At 66.5% G+C, this 23,670-nt stretch carries 27 protein-coding genes; 21 read left to right on the forward strand and 6 right to left on the reverse strand.

What is annotated here, in order from left to right:
- Positions 1–44 precede the first annotated feature (44 nt).
- From FHR21_RS15080 to rbfA, 3 genes are read left to right on the forward strand one after another with little or no spacing between them, the layout of a single operon-like run.
- Positions 45–284 (forward strand): type II toxin-antitoxin system RelE family toxin, encoded by a 240-nt coding sequence (locus FHR21_RS15080; protein WP_184099792.1) that lies wholly within the window; start codon positions 45–47, stop codon positions 282–284.
- Between the two features lie 11 nt (positions 285–295).
- Complete coding sequence (locus tag FHR21_RS15085; RefSeq protein ID WP_184099794.1) at positions 296–670, forward strand: helix-turn-helix transcriptional regulator; 375 nt, start codon at positions 296–298, stop codon at positions 668–670.
- Position 671: 1 nt separating this feature from the next.
- Entirely contained in the window at positions 672–1,070 is a 399-nt protein-coding gene (gene rbfA, locus FHR21_RS15090; RefSeq protein WP_184099985.1) for a 30S ribosome-binding factor RbfA, read from the forward strand.
- On the opposite strand, the gene FHR21_RS15095 is transcribed toward rbfA, so the two are convergent.
- The 5 genes from FHR21_RS15095 to FHR21_RS15115 all read right to left on the reverse strand — a co-directional run bounded on the left by FHR21_RS15095 (position 1,071) and on the right by FHR21_RS15115 (position 4,529).
- Entirely contained in the window at positions 1,071–1,658 is a 588-nt protein-coding gene (locus FHR21_RS15095; RefSeq protein WP_184099796.1) for a YceI family protein, read from the reverse strand.
- Positions 1,659–1,729: 71 nt separating this feature from the next.
- Positions 1,730–3,148: a WS/DGAT/MGAT family O-acyltransferase gene (locus tag FHR21_RS15100; RefSeq protein ID WP_184099798.1), complete on the reverse strand. Its 1,419-nt coding sequence runs from the start codon at positions 3,146–3,148 to the stop codon at positions 1,730–1,732.
- Positions 3,149–3,344: 196 nt separating this feature from the next.
- Positions 3,345–3,644 carry a TehB-like domain-containing protein gene (locus FHR21_RS15105; RefSeq protein WP_184099800.1) on the reverse strand — a complete coding sequence of 100 codons (300 nt, stop codon included), beginning with the start codon at positions 3,642–3,644 and terminating at the stop codon, positions 3,345–3,347.
- A gap of 2 nt (positions 3,645–3,646) precedes the next feature.
- The gene (locus FHR21_RS15110; RefSeq protein ID WP_184099802.1) at positions 3,647–4,057 is read right to left on the reverse strand and encodes a hypothetical protein; all 411 of its coding nucleotides are present in this window, start codon (positions 4,055–4,057) and stop codon (positions 3,647–3,649) included.
- Positions 4,050–4,529 carry a group III truncated hemoglobin gene (locus FHR21_RS15115; RefSeq protein WP_184099804.1) on the reverse strand — a complete coding sequence of 160 codons (480 nt, stop codon included), beginning with the start codon at positions 4,527–4,529 and terminating at the stop codon, positions 4,050–4,052. Before FHR21_RS15115 ends, FHR21_RS15110 begins: the two co-directional genes overlap by 8 nt.
- 82 nt (positions 4,530–4,611) lie before the next feature.
- Between FHR21_RS15115 and FHR21_RS15120 the strand changes: the two genes are divergently transcribed.
- Entirely contained in the window at positions 4,612–5,043 is a 432-nt protein-coding gene (locus FHR21_RS15120; protein WP_184099806.1) for an RrF2 family transcriptional regulator, read from the forward strand.
- A gap of 55 nt (positions 5,044–5,098) precedes the next feature.
- Here the strand turns inward: FHR21_RS15120 and FHR21_RS15125 are convergent, their stop codons facing one another.
- Positions 5,099–5,710 carry a hypothetical protein gene (locus FHR21_RS15125; RefSeq protein ID WP_184099808.1) on the reverse strand — a complete coding sequence of 204 codons (612 nt, stop codon included), beginning with the start codon at positions 5,708–5,710 and terminating at the stop codon, positions 5,099–5,101.
- A 104-nt stretch (positions 5,711–5,814) separates the two neighbouring features.
- Here FHR21_RS15125 and FHR21_RS15130 point away from each other — a divergent pair, with 104 nt between their 5' ends.
- From FHR21_RS15130 to FHR21_RS15210, 17 genes are all read left to right on the forward strand, one after another.
- On the forward strand, positions 5,815–6,417 hold the full coding sequence (locus FHR21_RS15130; protein WP_184099810.1) for a thymidine kinase: 603 nt from the start codon (positions 5,815–5,817) through the stop codon (positions 6,415–6,417).
- The gene (locus FHR21_RS15135; protein ID WP_184099812.1) at positions 6,410–6,946 is read left to right on the forward strand and encodes a GNAT family N-acetyltransferase; all 537 of its coding nucleotides are present in this window, start codon (positions 6,410–6,412) and stop codon (positions 6,944–6,946) included. The genes FHR21_RS15130 and FHR21_RS15135 overlap by 8 nt, the downstream gene beginning before the upstream one ends.
- 150 nt (positions 6,947–7,096) lie before the next feature.
- Entirely contained in the window at positions 7,097–7,513 is a 417-nt protein-coding gene (locus FHR21_RS15140) for a DUF6491 family protein (protein ID WP_221235205.1), read from the forward strand.
- A 32-nt stretch (positions 7,514–7,545) separates the two neighbouring features.
- On the forward strand, positions 7,546–8,454 hold the full coding sequence (truB, locus tag FHR21_RS15145; RefSeq protein WP_184099814.1) for a tRNA pseudouridine(55) synthase TruB: 909 nt from the start codon (positions 7,546–7,548) through the stop codon (positions 8,452–8,454).
- A 24-nt stretch (positions 8,455–8,478) separates the two neighbouring features.
- A complete protein-coding gene (rpsO, locus tag FHR21_RS15150; RefSeq protein WP_184099816.1) occupies positions 8,479–8,748 on the forward strand; it encodes a 30S ribosomal protein S15 in 270 nt (89 codons plus the stop codon).
- A 294-nt stretch (positions 8,749–9,042) separates the two neighbouring features.
- On the forward strand, positions 9,043–11,352 hold the full coding sequence (pnp, locus tag FHR21_RS15155; RefSeq protein ID WP_184099818.1) for a polyribonucleotide nucleotidyltransferase: 2,310 nt from the start codon (positions 9,043–9,045) through the stop codon (positions 11,350–11,352).
- A 206-nt stretch (positions 11,353–11,558) separates the two neighbouring features.
- Entirely contained in the window at positions 11,559–12,260 is a 702-nt protein-coding gene (locus FHR21_RS15160) for a peptidylprolyl isomerase (RefSeq protein WP_184099820.1), read from the forward strand.
- Between the two features lie 50 nt (positions 12,261–12,310).
- Positions 12,311–13,105 (forward strand): outer membrane protein assembly factor BamD, encoded by a 795-nt coding sequence (locus FHR21_RS15165; protein ID WP_184099822.1) that lies wholly within the window; start codon positions 12,311–12,313, stop codon positions 13,103–13,105.
- Between the two features lie 47 nt (positions 13,106–13,152).
- Positions 13,153–14,820, forward strand: a complete 1,668-nt coding sequence (gene recN, locus FHR21_RS15170) for a DNA repair protein RecN (protein ID WP_184099824.1) — start codon at positions 13,153–13,155, stop codon at positions 14,818–14,820.
- Positions 14,820–15,182, forward strand: a complete 363-nt coding sequence (locus FHR21_RS15175; RefSeq protein ID WP_184099826.1) for an ADP-ribosylation/crystallin J1 — start codon at positions 14,820–14,822, stop codon at positions 15,180–15,182. Before recN ends, FHR21_RS15175 begins: the two co-directional genes overlap by 1 nt.
- On the forward strand, positions 15,179–15,868 hold the full coding sequence (locus tag FHR21_RS15180; protein WP_184099828.1) for a GNAT family N-acetyltransferase: 690 nt from the start codon (positions 15,179–15,181) through the stop codon (positions 15,866–15,868). The genes FHR21_RS15175 and FHR21_RS15180 overlap by 4 nt, the downstream gene beginning before the upstream one ends.
- Positions 15,865–16,263, forward strand: coding sequence for a putative quinol monooxygenase (locus FHR21_RS15185; RefSeq protein WP_420825294.1), 399 nt, complete (start codon positions 15,865–15,867; stop codon positions 16,261–16,263). The genes FHR21_RS15180 and FHR21_RS15185 overlap by 4 nt, the downstream gene beginning before the upstream one ends.
- On the forward strand, positions 16,260–18,404 hold the full coding sequence (gene ligA / locus FHR21_RS15190; protein ID WP_184099830.1) for an NAD-dependent DNA ligase LigA: 2,145 nt from the start codon (positions 16,260–16,262) through the stop codon (positions 18,402–18,404). The genes FHR21_RS15185 and ligA overlap by 4 nt, the downstream gene beginning before the upstream one ends.
- 110 nt (positions 18,405–18,514) lie before the next feature.
- Entirely contained in the window at positions 18,515–19,684 is a 1,170-nt protein-coding gene (locus tag FHR21_RS15195) for a sterol desaturase family protein (RefSeq protein ID WP_184099832.1), read from the forward strand.
- Between the two features lie 151 nt (positions 19,685–19,835).
- A complete protein-coding gene (locus FHR21_RS15200; RefSeq protein ID WP_184099835.1) occupies positions 19,836–20,225 on the forward strand; it encodes a DUF2946 family protein in 390 nt (129 codons plus the stop codon).
- Between the two features lie 68 nt (positions 20,226–20,293).
- Positions 20,294–22,303: a TonB-dependent receptor family protein gene (locus tag FHR21_RS15205; RefSeq protein ID WP_184099836.1), complete on the forward strand. Its 2,010-nt coding sequence runs from the start codon at positions 20,294–20,296 to the stop codon at positions 22,301–22,303.
- A 12-nt stretch (positions 22,304–22,315) separates the two neighbouring features.
- A complete protein-coding gene (locus FHR21_RS15210; protein WP_184099838.1) occupies positions 22,316–23,659 on the forward strand; it encodes a PepSY-associated TM helix domain-containing protein in 1,344 nt (447 codons plus the stop codon).
- The last annotated feature ends 11 nt before the right edge of the window (positions 23,660–23,670 follow it).

The raw sequence follows: 23,670 nt of genomic DNA on the forward strand, positions 1-23,670 counted from the left end.
ATAATTCCCCTAGCTTCCGACATAACTTATAGTTATATTCCGGCATGGAAATTCGCTTTTCCAAGTCTGCGATGCGTGCGTTGCTGCGCTCGGATAAAGGCGAGTTGATCCGAAAGAAAATTGCCGATCTGGCGGATGACCCCTTGTCACAGAGCGCCAGTGTCAAGCGATTGCAGGGGCGAACGGAATATCGGCTGCGCGTGCAGGATTGGCGCGTGATTTTTCGCGTCGAAAAAGGGATTCTCTGGATCGACGACATTGGTCCGCGTGGTTCGATTTATTAAGGGATAGGGCAATGACAGTTCAGATTGTCGAAATTGCCGGCCAGAAAATGGTCATGCTTCCCATTGCCGATTACGAACGATTGCTCGATCTTGCCGAGGATCGCGTTGATGCGCAGGCGGCTTCGCGGGCTCAGCAGCGTCGTGAAGCCGGGGAGGAATATCTGTCGGCCGAGATTCTGGATCAGATCATGGCGGGTGAAAATCCGCTATATGTCTGGAGAAAGTTTCGAGGCTTTACACAAAGCGAACTTGGAGCAAAGGCAGGAATCAGCGCGGTTCAGGTATCGCATATCGAAACTGGAAAGCGCGATACGACCAGAAAGAGGTGGCAACTTCTTGCCGATGCCCTTTCGGTTGATGTCGATGATATCATACCGCTGGACTAACATGCGCCACAACGATCAAAACCAGGGCCCCTCGGTCCGCGTCCTGCGCGTCGGCGAGCAGGTGCGCCATGTGCTCAGCGAAATCCTCCAGCGCGGCGACGTCCACGACGATGTGCTTGTGACGCACCCGGTCAGCGTGACCGAGGTTCGCATGTCGCCCGACCTGCGGCACGCGACCGTCTTCGTGAAGTCGCTGCTCGGCCGCGACGAGGAGGCGGTTCTGAAGGCGCTCCGCACCAACACCGCCTATCTCCAGCGCGAGGTCGCGCGCCGCATCCGCATGAAATATGCGGCGAAGCTGAAATTCCTGTCCGACGAAAGCTTCGACGAGGCGAGCCATATCGACAAATTGCTACGCGACCCGAAGGTGGCGCGCGATCTGGGTCCGGCGGAGGATTGATCAGGCCGGCACCAGCCGGGTGTTGATGATGATCCGTACCTTGCGGCCGACGATGAATGAATAGGCGGTCATGCCGAAGTCGCGGCGGTTGATCGTTGTCGTTCCGGTCAGGGCGATGGCTTCGCGCCCCGTCGCGTGCGCCGGCGGGATGGAAAAGGTTACGGCGAGCACCACCGGTTTCGTCACGCCGCGCGCGGTAAGTTCACCTGTTACATTGCCTGTCGTCGCGCCGGTCATCGCCAGCGCATGGCCGGCGAAGCGGACGATCGGATGATGGTCGACATCGAAGAAATGCCTGCCCTTCAGTCGCCTGGTGGTGAGCGTGTCGCTCGCGGTGAGTTGGCGCGCGTCGATCGCGACGTTCAGGTCGATCCGGTCCATCGCGGCGGGCGATAGAGTCACGCTGCCCGATACCGACGGAAAGTGGGCGGTGCGGCTGCCGATACCGAGAAAACCGACCCGTGCATCGACGCCGCTCGCCGCGCTGTCGAGTCGGTAGGCGAGGATTGCGGGGGTGCTGCCGGCCGGCGCCGCGAGCAGGATGGCGGCGACCGCGAGTCCGGTTTGCGCAATGACCCCGATCGGCATGGCATCCGCCTCCCGGCTCGCCGTTCCCGATGCATTATCGCGCGTTTCGCTGGGCAGCGAAAGCGGATTCGCTATTTTCTCTTGATCCCCGCGGCCGCCTCCAGTTCGACCAGTGCGTCTTCCAGATAGTCGATCATCCGCTGCGCGTGCGGCACGCTGCGGCGACAGGCGGTGATGCCGAAGTCGATATTCCTGAAATTCGACACCTGGGTGATGTTCATCGCCATGCCGTCGACGGGGATGCTCGCGGGATACATGCCGTCGAGCCGTGCGCCGTTCCAGTACATCTGCTCGCGCGGTCCGGGGACGTTCGAGATGGTCGCCGAATAGGCGGGGAACTTGTCGGCCGTGCGCGTCAGCGCGGTCAGCATCTGCGGGAAGCTGGTGATCGCGGTATAGAGTTGAATCTGCTGGGCGGTCATCGCGCGGAGCTGCACCTTGGCCGCGTTCATCGACGCCTGGATCGCCGCCATCCGCGCCGCGGGATCGTCGATGTCGGTCGCGAGATTGGCGGTGACCGAGGCGACCGAATTGCCCGAATCGACGTCGCCCTTGGGGCGGATCGACACCGGTGCCATGGCCTTCAAGGGCTTGTCGGGCAGTTCGTTCAGCGATTGCAGATATTTGCGCATCGCCCCCGCGCACATGCCGAGTACCGCGTCGTTGATCGTCCCGTCATAGGCCTTGCCCATCGCGCGGACGCGGTCGAGCGACCAGCTTTGCGCGACGAAGCGGCGGGCGCCGGTGATGTTGCGGTTGAAGCTGGTGCGCGGCACGCCCGCGAACGGCGTGACGAGCCCGTCGCCGCCGATGCCGACCATTGCCGCGACATATTGATTGAGCGCCTTGGTCACCCCGACGCTGTTCCCCCATTGCTCCTTCAGGAAATCGCCGATCGCCGCGATGTCGGTCAGATTGGGGCGCGGCGGCTTCTTCGGTGGCGGGAACTGGCGCTTATAGGCTTCATAGGCCTCGACAGACAGCGGCGAGGCGGCGCGCCGCTCCCTGGGGTCGGCGGACAGCATCGAATTATAGAAATGGATGCTCGCCGCGCCGTCCATCAGCGCATGATGGACCTTCTTGAAGGTCGCGATCTGCCGGTCGGGCAGCCCCGATATCAGCGTGATCTCCCACAGCGGTCGGGTGCGATCGAGCAGCCCGGAATGGAACCGCGAGGCCAGCTCGAACATCTCGCGATAGCGCCCCGGCTTGGGCAGAGCCGCGGCGCGGACGTGGTAATGCATGTCGATGTCGCGGTCGGGCTCGAGCCGGATCGGACCATATTGGCCGAGCGGGGTCAGCTTCAGCACCTCGCTGAACGGGCGCCGCAGCCCTTCCGACTGGCGGAGGAGCGCAAGCTGCTCGTTCAGCCATTCGGTCTCGTCGACATCGTCGGGGAGGGTGTAGAGGTTGATGCCACCGATGTGCATCGGCATCTCGCGGCTTTCCCCCCACAGGAACATCGCGTCGGTCACCGGCATCAGGCGCATCGGCGGTTCTCTCCCCAGCAGGCGGCATCTTTTGTGCGCAGCATGACAGCGGGCGGCGGCGAGTCAAGCGGGGCGGGGAGCGAGCGCAGCTTGAAAAGCGGCGCGTGATTTTCCTCTCTTCGTCACCCCGGATCAAGTCCGGGGTGACGATGAAGATATAGGTAAGCTTTCCGAAGGCCGGATCGCGTCGGCCGCCTCAGGGGGCGCAGAAGGCGATCTCGATCGTTACCGACCCCTGCCGCTCCAGATGATGCGGAACACAGGGCGGGATCAGCATCGTGTCGCCGGTCTTCAACAGGCGCTCGCCCCCGCGTTCGTCGTCCCAGTGGAAGCGGATCGACCCGGCGAGGACCGACAGCAGCCCCCAAGCGCCGTCCTTGAGGTCGTGCCGGCGCAGCAGGCCGGCGGGAATCGTGTCGGCGCCGAACGGACCGATCTGCCGGTAGGCGCGGGCGCCGGAGGGAAGCGGCGGCCCGCGCTCGGCGATCGGCGCCACAGTCAGAAGCCGCCTGTGGCGCGGGCGACGAGGACGGTGATGCCGAGGAAGACCATGCCGATCGGCACCGCGAGAATCTGGGCCCCGACGGCGCGAAGGTTCATCGGCCCCGTTCGGGTTTCGAGGACGCCGCCCACGCGGTCGAGCGGCGAATCATATTCGGGACCCTTCTGGGCGTTGAGGATGCCGGTCGTCCCAAAGACCATCACGACATAGAAGACCGAGATGACGATCATCATGAGGGCCGCGGTATCGCGCCCGGTCGCTACGGCGATGATGAGGAAGAAGAGCGCATAGCAGCCGAACATCACTCGCCATATCCAGCGCGGCAACTGGAATCCGGCCTGGATGCCGCTGGTTTCATAGGGGTCGTTCGGGCGATAGGCAGGGCGGTCGCGCAGCGGATCAGACATCGGGAAGCTCCACTTTCCTGGCTAGAGGATCGCCCTTGTCGCGGTGAACCCAGATGCCGGTGAGCAGGCTTTCCGCGATCATCCGCGCCTTGGCGCCGACATGGGCGACGGCTTCCGGGCTCGGCGCGATGGCGTGCAGCGTCTGGTAGAAAAGCCGCAGCCACTGCTGGAAATGCTCCTGGCCGATCGTCGGGATCGCCAGATGCTTCATCATCGGATTGCCGGTGAAATTGCCGGCGCTGAGCAGGATCGACTGCCAGAAGCGGTTCATCTGGCCAAGGTGCTTCGGCCAGTCGTCGACCCGCGCATCGAAGACCGGGCCGAGCATCGCATCCTCGCGCACCGAGGCATAGAAACGATCGACCAGTTCGGCGATGAAGGGCTCGTCGATGCCCATGGCCAGCGCCTCGGCGCGCCGCTCCTCGCGAGCGGCGATCGCGTGGGGGTGGGCCTGGACCGTTTTCGTCGTCATGTGTTTTCGACTCTATATTGAGTATCTAAAATACCTCTTTAAGCGGGTTGCCGCAAAAAGCAATATCTAATATACCACTTTTATGCGGTTGAGCCTGCACAGCGATTATGCCCTGCGCATCCTGATGGCGCTATCCGCGACCGGCCGGCAGATGTCGGTCGACGAGATCGCGGGCCAGTACGGCATTTCGCGCAACCATCTTGCCAAGGTCGCGCAGCGGCTTCAGGCGCTCGGCTATGTCAGCGCGCAGCGCGGACGCGGCGGCGGGCTGACGCTGGCGCGCGAACCCGACGCGGTGGTCGTCGGCACGGTGGTGCGCGAGTTCGAGAATCTGGAGGGGCTGGTCGAGTGCATGGACCCCGCGACCTCGACCTGCCCGGTGTGCGGCGGCTGCGGCCTGCAGGGCGCGCTCGGCGGGGCGCTCGCGGCCTTCCTGACCCATCTCGACGGCTATCGGCTGACCGATCTGGTGCCCCAGCCGGGGCGCTTCCGCGACCTGCTCGGCGTCGCCTGATTTTGCCCGATTTCCGATTGCGCGGAGTGTTTCGCTCGTAACGAGCGTCGGCCGCTCAATGAGTTTCCCACGAAAGAAGAAGCTTTGACGCTCTTTCTCGCATTGCTGCGATATCGGGCAGTTCATATTCCTCAAACCCGAGGGAAAGTATTAGCCCATCAACGTTCCATACGGTTGTGCAGATTGCCGTCCCTTTGGGACGAGCGGGGTTTGGCGAGATCGGACTGCAATCGGCCACTTGCAGGCGCTGGGGCTGCTCACCCTCCGCACTGGAAGGGATCGTGGCATAATAATCCCAAGCGTAAGGATAGTCGGCAATAGGGAAAGTTTTTGTAAAAGGAGCTTCAAGCGGCTGGTGAGCGGTTTCCCGTCCGCAAGCAATGCGCAGCATCTGTGCTTGGCCATCACCGCAGACATCGTTTGGCGCCTGCACAAGCACCCTATGCGGGGGGATCAATTGCGGATATTGAGCGAAGTCGAGAATGAACGTGAATGAAGAGGTTTTCGACGGCGGTAGCCATGGAATACGTGCGTCGAAAAGCCTTTCTTCAGGTATAACAAATATATGCCCGGCTACTTCATGTGACACCGATGCTCCCGGCGCATATAGAACAGCGCCCGCGAGAGACGTGGCGCAAATCAGTAATGCGGTGAGCTTCCATTTCATTGGGAAGACATGCACCCGTCCGAAGAGGGGCGCAATGGCTGTTTCAAGCGCCCCCAAGCACTACGCCCTTGTCGCAGGAGCTCATCGCAGGCAAAGCGCGAGATATGGCCAAGCTCTATTTCTATTATGCCAGCATGAACGCGGGCAAGTCGACGACGCTGCTGCAGGCGGATTTCAACTATCGCGAGCGCGGCATGGAAACGATGCTGTGGACCGCGGCGCTCGACGACCGCTATGGCGCGGGACAGATCACCAGCCGCATCGGCCTGCTGGCGGAGGCGCATAAATTCGACCCCGACAGCGATCTGTGGGCGGCGGTGCAGGCCGAGCATCGCCAGCGCCCGCTCGCCTGCGTGCTCGTCGACGAGGCGCAATTCCTGTCGCGCGCGCAGGTGCTCGACCTCGCGCGGCTGGCCGACGAGACGAATATGCCGGTGCTCTGCTATGGCCTGCGCACCGATTTCGCGGCGAATCTCTTTCCCGGCTCGGCGACGCTGCTCGGCCTCGCCGATGCGCTCGTCGAGCTGAAGGCGGTGTGCGAGTGCGGGCGCAAGGCGACGATGAACCTGCGCGTCGACGAACAGGGCCGCGCGGTGGTTGAGGGCGCGCAGACCGAGATCGGCGGCAACGACCGCTATGTCGCGATGTGCCGGCGGCATTTCATGGAAAAGCGGCGCGCAGCGGCGGCGGTGCTCGCCGATGCTTGACCGCCTTTACGCCGAGCTCGCCGACGGCGACCTCCGGCTCGTCAAGCTGGCCGAGGCGCACCGCGAGCCGCTGCGCGCCGCCTGCGCCGCCGATGCCGAGGTCTGGCCGATCTATGCGACCAGCTTCGATCCCGATCATTTCGACGCCAGCTTCGCCGCGCTGCTCGCGAATGCGGCGCGCATGCCCTATGCGGTGTTCGCCGGCGATCGGCTGGTCGGCATGACCGCATGGCTGCGTCCCGATGTGTCGGCGCAGACGATCGAGATCGGCAGCAGCTACATCCACCCCGACGTGCGCGGCACCGGGCTCAACGGGCGCCTGAAGCGGCTGATGCTCGATCACGCCTTCGCGGTCGGCATCCGCCGCGTCGAATTCCGCATCGACGAGCGCAACGCGCGCAGCCAGGCGGCGGTCGCCAAGCTCGGCGCCACCAGGGAAGGCGTGCTGCGCGCCGAACGCGTCACCTGGACCGGGCATGTGCGCGATACCGGCCTGTGGTCGCTGCTGGCGGACGAGTGGGACGGATAGGACGGTCGTCATTGCGAGGCGCCGAAGGCGACGCGGCAATCCCCAGCCACGCCATGCCGAATGCCGATGGCTGGAGATTGCTTCGCTGCGCTCGCAATGACGGACTATGGGTCAGCGCAGGTTCAGCCGCCCCGTGCTAACCCTCGCACCATGCTCCGAACCCTCGCCCTCTCCCTGGCCGCCGCGCTGTTGCCCCTTTCGGGCGCGGCGGCCAACGAGCCCGCCAAGGCGCCGCGCCAGATCGGCGCCGAAGCGAGCATCGTTTTCCCGAGCGACACGACGATCCGCAACTGGCGCGCCGATCGCGAGCGCGGCATCTGGGTGCAGGACCGGCGCGGCGACTGGTACTACGGGCTGTTCGCGGGCCTCTGCCGCGACGTCGATTTCGCACAGGCGATCGGCGTCGACACGCGCGGCGCGGCGCGGCTCGACCGCTTCGCGACGCTGATCGTCCGTGGCGAGCGCTGCCCGCTCGTTTCCTTCGTCCATTCGGCCCCGCCGCCGTCGAAGCGCGACAAGGCGAAGGATGTCGCGGCCGACAAGGCCGACAACGCGAAGCCGAATTGACAGGGAACCCCGCGTGGCCCTAGCCGCGGCGGATGAACGGCTGGATCATCCTCGACAAACCCGTGGGGCTAGGCTCGACCCAGGCGGTCGCCGCGGTCAAGCGCGTGTGCCGCGAAGCCGGGCTTGGCAAGGTCAAGACGGGCCACGGCGGGACGCTCGACCCGCTCGCATCGGGCGTGCTGCCGATCGCGCTTGGCGAGGCGACCAAGCTGACCGGCCGTATGCTCGACGCGAGCAAGGTCTATGACTTCACTTGTCGCTTCGGGACCGAGACCGCCGGCCTCGACGCCGAGGGCGAGGTGGTCGCGACCAGCGACGCGCGGCCGACGCTGGCCGAGGTGGAGGCGGTGCTGCCGCGCTTCACCGGCGCGATCGAACAGGTGCCGCCCGCTTTCTCCGCGATCAAGATCGACGGGCAGCGCGCCTACGCCCTGGCCCGCAAGGGCGAAACGGTCGAGATGAAGGCGCGGGCGGTGACGATCTATGCCCTTCGCCACGCCGGACTTGATGAGGAGACGGGGGCAGGGACGCGGCTTGATCGAATCACCTTCACCGCCCATGTCTCGAAGGGCACCTATATCCGCAGCCTTGCGCGCGACATCGCCCATGCACTCGGCACGGTCGGGCATGTCGCCATGTTGCGGCGGACGAAGGCGGGCCCCTTCACCCTGTCGCAAGCGATTTCGCTGGACAAATTGAACGCTTTCGGTCAAGGCGCCGCGCAATCAGATGTGATTCTGCCGCTTGAGGCGGGGCTGGTCGACATCCCGGCTCTGGACCTCTCCCCGGAAGCGGCAGGGGCGATCCGTCAGGGTCGCGTCTGGACCGGGGAAAGCGCGCACGACGGGCTTTATTGGGGACGGGACCGCGACCGGCGACCCGTCGCGCTGATAGAGGCTTCGGCCGGAAGGCTGAAGGTCGTGCGGGGCTTCAATCCATAACAAGATGTTCGAAGGAAAGAGTCCATGTCGATTACCGCCGAGCGCAAGGCCGAACTCATCAAGGAACATGCCCGCGAAAAGGGCGACACCGGTTCGCCGGAAGTGCAGGTCGCGATCCTGACCGACCGCATCAACACGCTGACCGGGCATTTCAAGACCCACGCGAAGGATAATCACAGCCGTCGCGGCCTGTTGATGATGGTCAATAAGCGCCGCAGCCTGCTCGACTATCTGCGGGGAAAGGATGAGGGCCGCTATCAGGCGCTGATCGCGAAGCTGGGTCTTCGCAAGTAAGAATTCGAGGGCGGCTCCGGGTTCGGGGCCGCTTTCATTTTATCCGTTCGGGCTGAGCTTGTCGAAGCCCCGTCCTTTTCCTCGAGAAGGAAGAACGGCCCCCTTCGACGCCGCCTGCGGCGTCGCTCAGGATAGGCTTTCACAAGCTCAGGGCGAACGGAATTGTAGGAACTGTCGCAATCCGGCGACGGTTTCGCAAGCAAGGGGTTAAGAAACGCCCCGACCCGCCCGGGCCGGACTGCCCGGAACTGAAGGCCCCGCCCGGCATAGGGCCCGGCGGGCGAAGGAAACCAGATGTTTGATGTGAAAAAAGTATCGATCGAGTGGGGCGGTGAAACGCTGACGCTCGAAACGGGCAAGGTTGCCCGTCAGGCCGATGGCGCGGTCATCGCGAGCCTGGGCGAGACGGTTGTGCTCTGCGCCGTCACTGCCGCCAAGTCGGTGAAGGACGGGCAGGATTTCTTCCCGCTCACCGTCCACTATCAGGAAAAATATTCGTCGGCCGGCCGTATCCCCGGCGGCTTCTTCAAGCGCGAACGCGGCGCGACCGAAAAGGAAACTTTGGTCAGCCGCCTGATCGACCGTCCGATCCGCCCGCTGTTCCCCGAAGGTTTCTATAACGAGATCAACGCCATCGCTCAGGTGCTGAGCTATGACGGCCATAATGAGCCCGACATCCTCGCGATGGTCGCGGCGTCGGCTGCGCTCACCATTTCGGGCGTGCCCTTCATGGGCCCGATCGGCGCCGCTCGCGTCGGCTATCTCAACGGCGAATATATCCTCAACCCGACCGACGAGCAGGTGGCCGAGGGTGACCTCGACCTCGTCGTCGCCGCGACGCACGACGCGGTGATGATGGTCGAATCCGAAGCGAACGAGCTGTCGGAAGAGGTCATGCTGGGCGCCGTGATGTTCGCGCACGATGCGTGCCGCGAGGTCGTCAGGGCGATCATCAAGCTCGCCGAACAGGCGGCGAAGGAGCCGTGGGAACTGGCGTCGTCGGACGACAATGCCGCGCTCAAGGACAAGCTCAAGAAGCTGATCGGCAAGGATGTTGCCGCCGCCTACAAGCTGACCGACAAGTCGGCGCGCTCGAACGCGCTGAACGCGGCGCGCGCGAAGGCCAAGGAACAGTTCGTCGCCGACGGTCTGGAGCCGCAGGCGGTGATGGCCGGCATCAAGCTGGTCAAGAAGCTGGAGGCCGAGATCGTCCGCACCGCCATCCTCAAGGACGGCAAGCGCATCGACGGCCGCACGACGACGCAGATTCGTCCGATCGAGGCCGAAACCCACTTCCTGCCGCGCGCGCATGGCTCGGCGCTGTTCACCCGCGGCGAGACGCAGACCATCGCGACCTGCACGCTGGGCACCAAGGAAGCCGAGCAGATGATCGACGGGCTCAATGGCCTGTCGTATCAGAATTTCATGCTCCATTATAACTTCCCGCCCTATTCGGTCGGCGAAGTCGGCCGCTTCGGTCCTCCGGGACGCCGCGAGGTCGGTCACGGCAAGCTCGCGTGGCGCGCGCTGCATCCGGTGCTGCCGTCGAAGGAGGATTTCCCCTACACGATCCGCCTGACCAGCGACATCACCGAATCGAACGGCTCGTCGTCGATGGCGACGGTATGCGGCGGTTCGCTGTCGCTGATGGACGCCGGCGTGCCGATCAAGCGCCCGGTTTCGGGCATCGCGATGGGCCTGATCCTCGAAGGCAAGGATTTCGCGATCCTCAGCGACATCCTGGGCGACGAGGACCACCTCGGCGACATGGATTTCAAGGTCGCGGGCACGTCCGAAGGCATCACCACGATGCAGATGGACATCAAGATCGCCGGCATCACGCAGGAAATCTTCGAAAAGGCTCTGGCGCAGGCCAAGGACGGCCGCGCGCACATCCTGGGCGAGATGAACAAGGCGCTCGGCGAGGTTCGCAGCGAATTGTCGGCGCACGCGCCGCGCATCGAGACGATCACGATCGACAAGTCGAAGATCCGCGACGTCATCGGCACCGGCGGCAAGGTGATCCGCGAGATCGTCGCGACCACCGGCGCCAAGGTCGACATCGACGACGAGGGCATCATCAAGATCGCCTCGTCCGACCCGGCGCAGATCGAGGCCGCCAAGGCGTGGATTCTCGGCATCGTCGAGGAGCCCGAGGTCGGCAAGGTCTATAACGGCAAGGTCGTGAACCTCGTCGATTTCGGCGCCTTCGTGAACTTCATGGGCGGCAAGGACGGCCTCGTCCACGTCTCGGAGATCCGGAACGAGCGCGTCGAAAAGGTCGCCGACGTCCTCGCCGAAGGGCAGGAGGTCAAGGTCAAGGTGCTCGAGATCGACCCGCGTGGCAAGGTCCGCCTGTCGATGCGCGTCGTCGATCAGGAAACCGGCGAAGAGCTCGAAGACACCCGCCCGCCGCGCGAACCCCGCGGTGATCGCGGTCCGCGCCGTGAAGGCGGCGACCGTGGCCGCGGCGGTCGCGACCGCGGTCCGCGTCGTGACGGCGAAGGCCGGGGCGACCGTGGTCCCAGGGGCGAAGGGCGCCGCGAACGCAGCGACGACGGTCCGGAAGACCAGGGCCATGTGCCCGACTTCCTGAAGGACTGATCCTTCGAGAAACGAACGGGAAAGGGGCCGCGAAAGCGGCCCCTTTTTTGACGAATGGCAGCTTTTGGGATGGGGGGCGGCCATCCATTCGCCTTCGTCATCCCGGATCAAGTCCGGAATGACGATGTATATGGCGTCTGCACCGCTTGCCAACGGCTGCAAGCAGGGGGTCGCCACGCCTGTCCCATTTGGGGTATGCGACGACCATGATCCCGATGCTCCTGCCGCTCCTCGCCCTCGCCGCGCAGCCCCCCGCCGCCGAACAGCCCGCGACCCCGGCCGCGCCCGATCCGCGGCCCTATGTCGCGCTGGTGACCGATCTCGGCACGATCACCGTGCGGATCGAGGACAGGCGAGCGCCGGTCACCGCGAAGAATTTCCTCCGTTATGTCGACACGAAGCGGATGGACGGGTTCAAATTCTATCGCTCCACCCGGACGTGGGGGCCGGCGAGCCGGCTGATCCAGGCGGGCAACCGCGGCAATGCGGCCCTGAACTTCCCGGCCATCGCGCATGAGCCGACCACGCAGACCGGGCTCACCAATTGCGACGGCGCGCTGTCGATGGCCCGGCTCAATCCGGGCGACGCGACGACCGATTTCTTCCTGCTATTGTCCGACATCAAGGGATTCGACGCCGACGCGCAGGGCGGCGACGGCGCCGGCTTCGCAGTGTTCGGCGAGATCGTCGACGGACGCGATGTGGCGGAGAAAATCTATGCTGCGCCGGTATCGCCGACCGCCGGCGACGGGCCGATGCAGGGCCAGATCCTCGACCCGATGGTGACGATCAGGTCGGCGCGCCGCGTCGCCTCGCCGCCGCTGGCCGAGGCGCCGAAGGGCTGTGTCGTCAACGCCGAATCGGCCGCGCCCGGCGACGCGCCGCAGCCGCAAGGCGACATGCCCTGAACCTCCATCATTTATTTTGCGTTCATCGGCGCTGTGGCTATACCGCCCGCATGACTCATCGCACCTCTCCGCGCGCCGCCCTGCGCATGTTCGCCGCCGCTCTCGTGATGACGCCCATGCTTGCGGCCTGCGCCGGGGGCGGTGGGGTCAAGAAGGACACGCGCTATGTCGCGCGCGACGTCAGCACCCTGTATCGTGCGGCGCAGGACCGGCTCGATCGCGGCCAGTACAAGCTCGCCGCGGCGCTGTTCGACGAGGTCGAGCGCCAGCATCCCTATTCGCCCTGGGCGCGCCGCGCCCAGTTGATGAGCGCTTTTTCCTATTATATGGACCGCGAATATACGCCGGCGACCGCGGCGGCGCAGCGTTTCCTGTCGATCCATCCGGGCAACAAGGACGCCCCCTACGCCTATTATCTGATCGCGCTCTGCTATTATGAGCAGATCAGCGACGTCACCCGCGACCAGAAGATCACCGAGCAGGCCAATGCCGCGCTCGGCGAGGTGATACGCCGCTATCCGGGCAGCCGCTACGCGGCCGACGCGCGGCTCAAGATGGACCTGGTGCAGGACCATCTGGCGGGCAAGGAGATGGAGATCGGCCGCTATTACGAGCGCTCGTCGAGCTGGCTCGCGGCGTCGCTCCGCTTCCGCGAAGTGGTCGACAAGTTCCAGACCACCAGCCACACGCCCGAGGCGCTCTATCGTCTCGTCGAATGCTATCTGGCGCTTGGCGTGCCGGAAGAGGCAAAGAAATCGGCCGCGGTGCTCGGCGCCAACTATCCGGGCAGCAAATGGTACAAGCGCGCCTTCGACCTGATGCAGAAGAACGCGCCGCAGGCCTGACGCATCGCGCGATAGATTCGCATTTTGTTCTGCGATAAGAGCGGGACATGCTGACCGCGCTGTCGATCGCCAATATCGTGCTCATCGAGCGGCTCGACCTCGATTTCGAGGGCGGGCTCGGCGTGCTCACGGGCGAGACGGGGGCGGGCAAGTCGATCCTGCTCGATGCGCTGGGCCTCGCGCTCGGGATGCGCGCCGATAGCGGATTGGTACGGCAGGGCGCCGACAAGGCGCAGGTCACGGCGAGTTTTGTGGCGCCCGCGCCGGGCGCGCCGCTCGCCGGCCTGCTCGCCGACAATGACATCGCGCTCGAACCCGGTGAGCCGCTGTTGATCCGCCGCACGCTGAAAGCCGACGGCGGCAGCCGCGCCTTCCTGAACGACCAGCCCTGCTCGGCGGCGCTGCTGCGCGAGGTCGGCGGGCATCTGGTCGAGATTCACGGCCAGCACGACGACCGCGGCCTGCTCGCGCCCGCCGGGCACCGCGCGCTGCTCGACATCTATGCGCGCGCCGACGCCGGTGCGGTGGCCGAGGCGCACGCCGCGTGGCGCGCCGCCGAGGCAAAGCTTGCGGCGGCGAAGACGGCGGTGAGCGAGGCGGAACGCGACCGCGAATGGCTCGAGCATTGCGTCGCCGAACTGCAGGTGCTCGCCCCGCAGCCGGGCGAGGAAGCCGAACTCGCCGAGGCGCGCGCCGCGATGCAGAAGGGGGAGAAGATCGCTGGCGATCTCGCGACGATCCTCGATGCGTTCGACGGCAGCGCGGGCGGCCCGGCGCTGCTGCGCGGCGCGGCGCGGCGGCTCGACCGGCTCGCGGGCGATCATGTGCTGCTTGCCGAGGCGCTCGCCAGCCTCGATCGCGCGATCATCGACGCCGACGAGGCCGAGTCGAAGCTGCAAGACGCGGCGCGCGCGATGGAATATGACCCCGAACGGCTCGAGGCGGCCGAAACGCGGCTGTTCGAACTGCGCGCGATGGCGCGCAAGCATGGGGTGCAGCCCGACGAGCTGCCGCCGCTCGCGGGCGACCTCGCGGTGCGGCTCGACGCGATCGAGGGTGGCAGTGCGGGGCTTGCGAAGCTCGAGGCGGCGGTCGCCGAAACCGCGGCCACCTATACCCACGCCGCAACCGCGCTCTCCGATCAGCGCGCCAGGGCAGCGGCGCGGCTCGACGCGGCGGTCGCCGGGGAACTCGCCCCGCTGAGACTCGACGCCGCGCGCTTCCAGACGCTCGTCGAGCGCCTTCCCGCCGAGCGCTGGGGTCCCGAAGGGATCGACCGCGTCGAATTTCTCATCTCGACCAACCCCGGCGCGCCCTTCGCGCCGCTGGCGAAGATCGCAAGCGGCGGCGAACTCTCGCGCTTCATCCTCGCGCTCAAGGTCGCGCTCGCCGAGGAGGGCGGCGCCGACACGATCATCTTCGATGAAATCGACCGCGGCGTCGGCGGTGCGGTCGCGAGCGCGATCGGCGAACGGCTCGCGCGGCTGGCGGGCGCGGGCAAGCAATTGCTCGCGGTGACCCACAGCCCGCAGGTCGCCGCCAAGGGCGCGGCGCATTTCGTCATCGCCAAATCGAGCGAGGGAACGGTGACACGAACGGGCGTCCGCGCCCTCGACCCCGCCGGCCGCCGCGAGGAAATCGCCCGCATGCTCTCCGGTGCCGAAGTGACGGCGGAAGCGCGCGCGCAGGCGGAGCGATTGCTGGAGGTGGTGTGATGGCCGAACCGACGATCACCCTTTGGCGCCCGGTAGGGCTCGCAGAACTGGCGTTGATCCGCGAAAGCGGCATGCGCGCATTTCCGCCGCGTCTGCCTGAGCAACCGATCTTCTATCCGGTGACAACCGAGGATTATGCGATCAAGATCGCGCGCGACTGGAATGTGCGTGCGAGCGGCAGCGGCTATGTGACGCGTTTCGAGGTGCTGAAATCCTATCTCGACGGCTATCGGATCGAGACGGCGGGCGGCCGCGCGCATCAGGAATATTGGATTCCCGCCGAGGACCTCGACAATTTCAACGCCGCGATCGTCGGCGAAATCGCCGTGACGCGCGAATATCATCTCGAAGGCGAGGAATGACCGCGCTCCACCCCCTCGACCGCCCAGTCTGGAGCATGCTTACCGGGCGGCAGGCGTATCTGGCCGAGGGGGACCGCCGGGCGGCGGTGCGGATCGATCGGGGCTATGGACCGTTCGGGGCCGCCGCGGATCGGAGCGCCGAGGCGCAGACGGCGCTGGCTGCGCTCGTGCCCGACGATGGCGAGCTATGGATTGTCGAGGGCGATCCGTGGCCGGTGCCGCCCCGCACGCGCGAGGTGAAGCGCGCCGTGCTCGCGCAGATGGTCGCCGAGGATGCGCCGCCGGCGGCGCGGGATAGCGAGCCGCCGATGCTATCGCTGTCCGATGCCGATGCGGTCTGGATGGCGGCGCTTGCGGAGCATGCGCAGCCGGGACCATGGGCCCCGACGACGCATCGCTACGGTCCCTTCTTCGGGATTCGCGAGAATGGGCGGCTGCTCGCGATGGCGGGGCAACGCATGTTGATGCCCGGCATGGCCGAGGTCAGCGGGGTTGCCACATGGGATGACTGTCGCGGTCGCGGCTATGCCCGCGCGCTGATCGGCCATGTCATGCGCGCGATGGTCGCGCGCGGCGAACAGCCGTTCCTGCACAGCTATGCCGACAATGCGGGCGCGATCGCGCTCTACGAATCGCTGGGCTTCCGCATCCGGCGGCAGGTGCATGTGCTGGTGATCGCGCGGTGATCGACCGGCGCACCCATCTGGCCGCGCTGGTGGCCTTCGCGGCGGCGGTGCTGCCCGCGCGCGCGCTGCGGGCTTTGGAGACGATCATGGAAGAAGACCATCCGCAATATGGCCTGATCGGCCAGATGATCGCGCAGCCGGGGCAGCGCGGCGCGCTCGCCGCGATCCTGACCGAAGGCACCGATGCGATGCCGGGCAATTTCGCCTATATCGTCGGCGAGGACGCCGAAAACCCCGACGCGCTGTGGATCGTCGAGCTGTGGGCCGACAAGGCGGCGCATGCCGCATCGCTGCAATTGCCCGCGGTCCAGGCGGCGATCGCGAAGGGGCGGTCGCTGATTGCGGGATTTGGGTCTCGCGCCGAGTTCAAGCCGGTGGCAAAAGCCGGCGCATGAAAGATGTCGAATCGCTGACCGAAGCCGAGGCCGCCAACGAGTTGATGCGGCTCGCCAAGCAGATCGCGCACCACAACAAGCTCTATCATGCCGAGGATTCGCCGGAGATCAGCGACGCCGATTACGACGCGCTCGTCCGGCGCAACAATGTACTGGAAGAGGCCTTTCCGCACCTGATCCGCGCCGACAGCCCGAACCGGCTCGTCGGCGCCGCGGTCGAGGCGTCGCCGCTGGCCAAGGTCGCGCACGCGGTGCGGATGATGAGCCTCGACAATGCCTTCGCGGCCGAGGATGTCGCGGAGTTCGCGGCGCGCGTGCGGCGTTTCCTGAGGCTCGGCGAGGAGGATGTGCTGGCGCTGACCGCCGAGGACAAGATCGACGGCCTGTCCTGCTCGCTGCGCTACGAGAAGGGCGAACTCGTCCAGGCCGCGACGCGCGGCGACGGGACGGTGGGCGAGGATGTCACGCCGAACGTACGCACGATCGTCGACATTCCGCAGAGGCTGAACGGCGACGCCCCCGACGTCTTCGAGATTCGCGGCGAGGTCTATATGGCCAAGGCCGATTTCGCCGCGCTCAACGAACGGCTGCTCGCCGAGGCCGAAGACCCCGAAAAGGCGCGCCAGTTCGCCAATCCGCGCAACGCCGCCGCGGGCTCGCTGCGCCAGAAGGATGCGAGCATCACCGCGTCGCGCCCGCTGCGCTTCCTTGCGCACGGCTGGGGCGAGGTCAGCGCCGTGCCCGAGGCGACGCAGTTTGCGATGATGAAGCGCATCGAAAGCTGGGGCGTGTCCGTGTCGCCGCTGCTGGGGCGCTTCGAGAGCGTCGAGGCGGTGCTCGACCATTATCGCACGATCGAGGCCGAGCGTGCGGACATGCCTTATGACATCGACGGCGTCGTCTATAAGGTCGACCGGCTCGACTGGCAGGCGCGGCTCGGCTTCGTCGCCAAGGCGCCGCGCTGGGCCATCGCGCATAAATTCCCCGCCGAACGCGCGCAGACGACGCTGGAGGCCATCGACATCCAGGTCGGCCGCACCGGCAAGCTGACCCCGGTGGGACGGCTCACCCCCGTCACCGTCGGCGGGGTGGTGGTGTCGAACGTCACGCTGCACAACCGCGACGAGATCGGCCGCCTCGGCGTGCGGCCGGGCGACCGCGTCGTCGTCCAGCGCGCCGGCGACGTCATCCCGCAGGTGGTCGAGAATCTGACCCGCGACGAGCCGCGCGTCGCCTATGCCTTTCCCGACCATTGCCCGGTTTGCGGCAGCGAGGCGGTCGCCGAGGAAGGCGAGGTCGACGTGCGCTGCACCGGCGGCCTCATCTGCAATGCCCAGAAGTTCGAGCGGCTCCGGCATTTCGTCAGCCGCGGCGCGCTCGACATCGAGGGGCTGGGCGAGAAGAGCATCGCCGAGTTTCTGGAATTGGGCTGGCTGGACAAGGGGCCGGCCGACATCTTCCGGCTGAAGCATCATCGCGACGACCTGCTCGGCCGCGAGGGGTGGAAGGACAAGTCGGTGGACAATCTGTTCGCCGCGATCGAGGCGAAGCGCCAGCCCGACGCGGCGCGGCTGCTGTTCGGGCTCGGCATCCGCCATGTCGGCGCGGTCACCGCGCGCGACCTGATGAAGGGGCTGGGTGACCTCGCGCTGCTCCCCGAAAAGGCCGCCGAGATTCATGCCTATCTCGACGCCAACCCGCAGGCCGAGGGCGAATCCGACGGCAAATATCTCGCGCGCAAGGTCGAGGCGATCAAGTCGATCCTCGAAGTCCGCGCCGACGGCATCGGCGTCGCGGTGGGCGAGGCGCTCGGCGATTTCTTCCACGAACCGCTCAATCGCGCGCTGTGGGACGACCTCCTCTCCGAAGTCGTGCCGCCGCCCTATGTGGTCGAGACGCGCGACAGCGAGGTGTCGGGCCAGACCGTCGTCTTCACCGGCAAGCTCGAGACGATGAGCCGCGATGAGGCGAAGGCGCAGGCCGAAAAGCTCGGCGCCAAGGCCGCGGGCAGCGTGAGTGCGAAGACCGACCTCGTCGTCGCGGGGCCGGGCGCGGGGTCGAAGCTCAAGCAGGCGGCGGCGCTGGGAATCAAGGTGATCGACGAGACGGAGTGGGCGAAGATCGTGGAGGCGGCGGGTTAGAAACCGGCTATTTTCTTCGTCACTCCGGACCTGATCCGGGGCCCATGAAATCCGGGCCGGCAATGGATGCCGGATCAAGTCCGGCATGACGAGAGCGAGAAGCGGCGAGCATGACAAAGCGCGATTATCTCCAGACCCTTATGCGCGATCTCGAATCGCATACCGAAGTCCGGCGCTTCGGCAGCGGCTGGCTGTCGGGCTTCTTCGGGCTGCTCTTCGCGATCACCGGCTTCTTTCTGGTCGTCGCGCTGCGCTTTCCCGACTGGTTCGCGACCCCCGAGCTCGAAATCGTCAAGAACTGGACCGGCTTTCGCGGCTTCGTCCACCTGACCCTGCTCGTCAGCTATGGCCTTGCGCTGCTCAGCCTGTTGCTGCGGCCCCGAAAAGTGCTCGGGCTGACCGCGCTGATGATCGGGCTCGCCGCGGCGCTGCTCGGCGGCGCCAATGTCCAGCCCGCCGAAACGCGCGACTGGGGCATTTTCTTCGGGCTCGATTTCTTCATCGCCAACCTGCTCGTCACCGGCTTCATGTTCGCACCGCTCGAGCGCGCCTTCCCGCACCGCCGCACTCAAAGATTGTTCCGCACCGAATGGCGCGAGGATCTCTTCTATTATCTGGTCAGCACGATGTTCGTGCAGGTGCTGAGCTTCCTCGCGCTCGCGCCGCAGGCGTTCGTCAACGACCATACGAACAATTGGGATGCCTTCCGCGCCGCGGTCGCGTCGCTGCCGTGGCTCGTCCAGTTCGCCATCGTCCTCGTCGCGTCCGATTTCGTGCAATATTGGTTCCACCGCAGCTTTCACCGCTTCCCCTTCCTCTGGGGCTTTCACGCGATCCACCACAGCGCGAAATCAATGGACTGGCTCGCGGGGTCGCGGATGCACTTCGTCGAGATCATCCTGCTGCGCTCGATCACCTCGCTGCCGCTCTTCACGCTCGGTTTCGCACCCTCGGTGATGCAGGCCTATATCGGCTTCGTCTATGTCTGGTCGTCGCTGCTCCACGCCAATGTCGGGGGCAGTTTCAACCGGCTCGGCCACTGGCTCGCGACCCCACGCTTCCACCACTGGCACCACGGGCTCGAACGCGAGGCTTTCGACGTCAATTTCGCGATCCACTTCCCCTTCCTCGACAAGGTCTTCGGCACCTTCCACCTGCCGAAGGACCGCTGGCCCGAACATTACGGCATCCCCGAGGATGTGCCCAAGGCCTATTGGGGCCAGTTCCTCTATCCGTGGACACGCACGGGGAAAAAGACCGACGAGGCGCCGGCGGAATAGGCCTTCGTCATTGCGAGGAGCCGAAGGCGACACGGCAATCCAGAGTGTGCGTAAACCGCTCTGGATTGCTTCGCTGCGCTCGCAATGACGAATCCCATAGGACATTCTGTCCGCTTGCCCCGCCGCGCGCCGCCGCATAAGGCCTCGGACCGTGGGCATCCTTGCCGCCTTTCGCCGTCCCGGCATCCTGCTGTTGCTGCCCGTGCTGCTGGCGCTGGCGGCGCGCGTCTTCGTCGCGCCGGGCTGGATGATCGAGACCGACGGCGGCGGTTCGATCACGGTTCGCGTCTGTTCGGACCCGGCGAACCCCGGCGCCACGCTGACCATCCCGGTCGAGAGCGCTGGCGACCATGACGCGGCGCAGGACCAGCATTGCCCGTGGGGCGCGCTCGCGGTCGCGCCGATCGTTCCCGACACTCCCGCGCTGCCCGAAACGCTGGCGCGGGCCGAGCCGGTCCCCGCCGCGGCCCCCTTGCTCGGCTATGCGCCGGGCATCGCCTCGCCGCTCCCGCCGAGCACCGGACCACCTGCCTTCGCCTGAATCAGCCTGACCGGCCGGCCGCGCGTCTGCGCGCCGGTTCACGCCTGTATTCAAGCGAAGGATTATCGATGCAAAGCCCCGTTACCCGCGCGGCGCCCCTGCTGGCGCTCGCCATCACTCTCGCCCCAACTCTTGCCCCAACTCTTGCCCATGCCGAAACGGCCGAGGGCGACCGGACCATCATCGTCACCGCCCCCGCCGACACCGATGCTGCCGAGACCCGCGCGGCGAAGACGCCGGGCGGCGCCGACATCGTCCCGCACGAGGATTATGCCGACAAGTCGATCGTCAGCCTGCGCGACACGCTCGCCTTCTCCCCCGGCGTCTATCTCCAGCCGCGCTTCGGGCAGGAAGTGCGGATATCGATCCGCGGCTCGGGCCTGTCGCGCGGCTATCACATGCGCGGGCTGACGCTGCTCCAGGACGGGGTGCCGATCAACCTCGCCGACGACAATGGCGATTTCCAGGAACTGGAGCCGATCTTCTTCGATCATCTCGAGGTTTACCGCGGCGCCAATGCGCTGCGCTTCGGCTCGGGAACGCTCGGCGGCGCGATCAACGGGGTGACGCCGACCGGGCGCACCGCGCGCGGCGTCTATCTGCGCGCCGACGGCGGCAGCTTCGAAAGCCTGCGGGGGCTGGTGTCGGCGGGCGTCGCGAGCGACCGCGCCGATGCGTGGGGCGCGGTCAGCGCCGACACGTCGGACGGCGACCGCGACCATGCGCGGCGGCGCAGCCTGCGCTTCCACGGCAATGTGGGGCTGAGGCTCACCGACCGGATCGCGACGCGCCTTTACGCAAGCTACAACAGCATCGATCAGGACCTGCCCGGCGCGCTGACCCACGCAGAGGCGCTGACCGCGCCGCACCGGGCCAATGCCGCCAGCATCGCGGGCGACCAGGCGCGCGACATCGACTCGCTGCGGCTCCAGAACCGCACCCGCTTCGATCTCGGCGCCGCGCAGCTCGACGTCGGCGTCTTCGTCAACGCCAAGACGCTGCATCATCCCATCTATCAGCTCATCGACCAGAAGAGCGTGGATCGCGGCGGCTATTTCCGTTTCGACTATGCGGCCGGGCCGGTCGAGGCGACGCTGGGCGGCGAATTGCGCGTCGGTGACGTCCATTCGCGGCGTTTCGTCAACGATGCCGGACGGCGCGGGGCGAAGACCTTCGACGCGCAGCAGGATGCGCGCACCGCGACCCTCTATGGCGAGGTGCGGCTGAAACTGGTCGAAAGCCTGTCGCTGATCGCGGGCGGCATCTACGCCGACGGCATGCGGCGGCAGCGCGAGGCCTTCAACAACGGGCCGGTCGACACATATGGCCGCGCCGATTTCGACGCCTTCTCGCCCAAGCTCGGCCTGCTGTTCGAGCCGGCGCCCGGCGTGCAATTCTATGGCAACTACAGCCGCTCGGTCGAATTCCCCGGCTTCATCGAGCTGGCGCAGCTCTCGGCGTTCGTCCCGCTCGACCCGCAGCGCGCATGGACCGCGGAAATCGGCACGCGCGGGCGGGCGGGGGTGCTGCGCTGGGACCTCTCGCTCTACCGCGCCGATATCGAGGGCGAATTGCTGCAATATACGGTGAGTGCGGACATTCCCGCGTCGACCTTCAACGCCGGCCGGACGCGGCATCAGGGGATCGAGGCGGCGCTGGAAATCGCGCCGACCGACTGGCTGCGGCTGCGGCAGGTCTACACCTACAGCGACTTCCGCTTCCGCGGCGACGTCGAGTTCGGCGACAACCGCCTGCCGGTCGTCCCGCGCCACGTCTACCGCGCGGAACTGCGTCTCGGCACCGATGCGCTGCATGTCGCGCCCAGCGTCGAGTGGGTGCCGCAGGGGCCGTTCGCCGATTATCGGAACCGCGTCCGCACCCCCGGCTATGCGCTGCTCGGCTTCACCGCCGGCGCGCGCGTGGCAGAGGGCATCGACGCCTTCCTCGACGTCCGCAATATCACGGACAAGAGGGCGATCGGCGATATCAGCGCCGCGATCGACGTCACCGACGCTTCGGCGATCTATTATCCGGTCGAGCGCCGCGCGGTCTCCGCCGGCCTGCGCGCGCGCTTCTAGGGAGGAAAGGGGATGGCGAAGACCGACCAGCTCCCGCTCTATCGCACCATCTGGCGCTGGCATTTCTATGCCGGGCTGTTCGTCATCCCCTTCATCCTGCTGTTGTCGGTGACCGGCGCCCTCTATCTGTTCAAGCCGCAGACCGACCGCTGGGAAGAGCGCGCGTGGCGCGACCTGCCCGCCGCCCGGGCCGTCGATGCCGATGCGCAGGTGGCGGCGGCACTCGCGGCGTTTCCGGGCGCGCGCTTCCAACATTATCGCATTCCCGGGGCACCGGGCGATGCGGCGGTCGTCCACCTCGGGCTCGCCGACGGGACGATGCGCGACGTCGGCGTGTCGCCGCGGGGTCGGGTGCTTGGCGCGATCGACCCCGATCGGCGGCTGTCGGCGGTGGTGCAACGCATCCACGGCAGCCTGCTGATGGGTGTCGGCGGCGGCATCCTCGTCGAACTCGCCGCGAGCTGGGCGATGGTGCTGATCCTCACCGGCCTCTACCTTTGGTGGCCGCGCGGGCGCGGACTGGCGGGCGTCGTTTGGCCGCGCCTGTCGCTCGGCGGGCGGGCGGCATTGCGCGATCTGCATGCGGTGACCGGCTTCTGGGTCTCGGGCTTGGCGCTGATCCTGCTGACCACCGCGCTGCCGTGGACCGACGTCTGGGCGACGGGGTTCAACGCGCTGCGCGCCGAAATGGGGTGGACCTCCGGGCCGCAGGACTGGAAGGGCGGGTTCGGTGATCATGCCGCGCACGATCATGGCGCGATGGGCAGGACGATGCGGCCGGTCGCACCGCCCCGCATCCCGCTCGACCGCATCCTGCTGCGCGCGGCGGGCGAGACGATGCCCGCGCCCGCGATTGTCCAGCCGCCGGGCGCGCCCAACATGTTCGGCCCGCCCAACGGCAACGTCTGGACGCTGACCACGCTGACGCAGAATCGGCCGCTTGTCCGGTCGGTCAGCTATGATCCCGAAACGGGGATCGAGGTGGCGCGCAGCGGTTTCGCTGACAAGCATGTCGTCGATCGCGTCGTCGGCTATGGCATCGCCTGGCACGAGGGCGCGCTGTTCGGCCTCGCCAGCCAGCTCATCGGGGTCCTCACCGCGCTTGCCATGGTCACCCTCGCCGTCTCCGCTTTCCTGATGTGGCGGCGGCGCAGACCGGAGGGCGCACTCGGCGCCCCGGCGCTGCCGCGCGATCCGGCGAAAACGAGGGGCGTCGCCGCGATCGTCCTGCTCCTCGCCGCGCTGCTGCCTTTGCTCGGGGCCTCGCTGATCCTGCTCTGGTTCGCCGACCGGCTGATCCTCCCGCGCCTGCCGCGCGCGGCGCGTTGGCTCGGGCTTGCACAGACGGTGCGTTAGGCGCGCTTGCT

Origin of the sequence: Sphingopyxis panaciterrulae (genome assembly GCF_014199295.1) — a bacterium.
Lineage (GTDB): Bacteria > Pseudomonadota > Alphaproteobacteria > Sphingomonadales > Sphingomonadaceae > Sphingopyxis > Sphingopyxis panaciterrulae.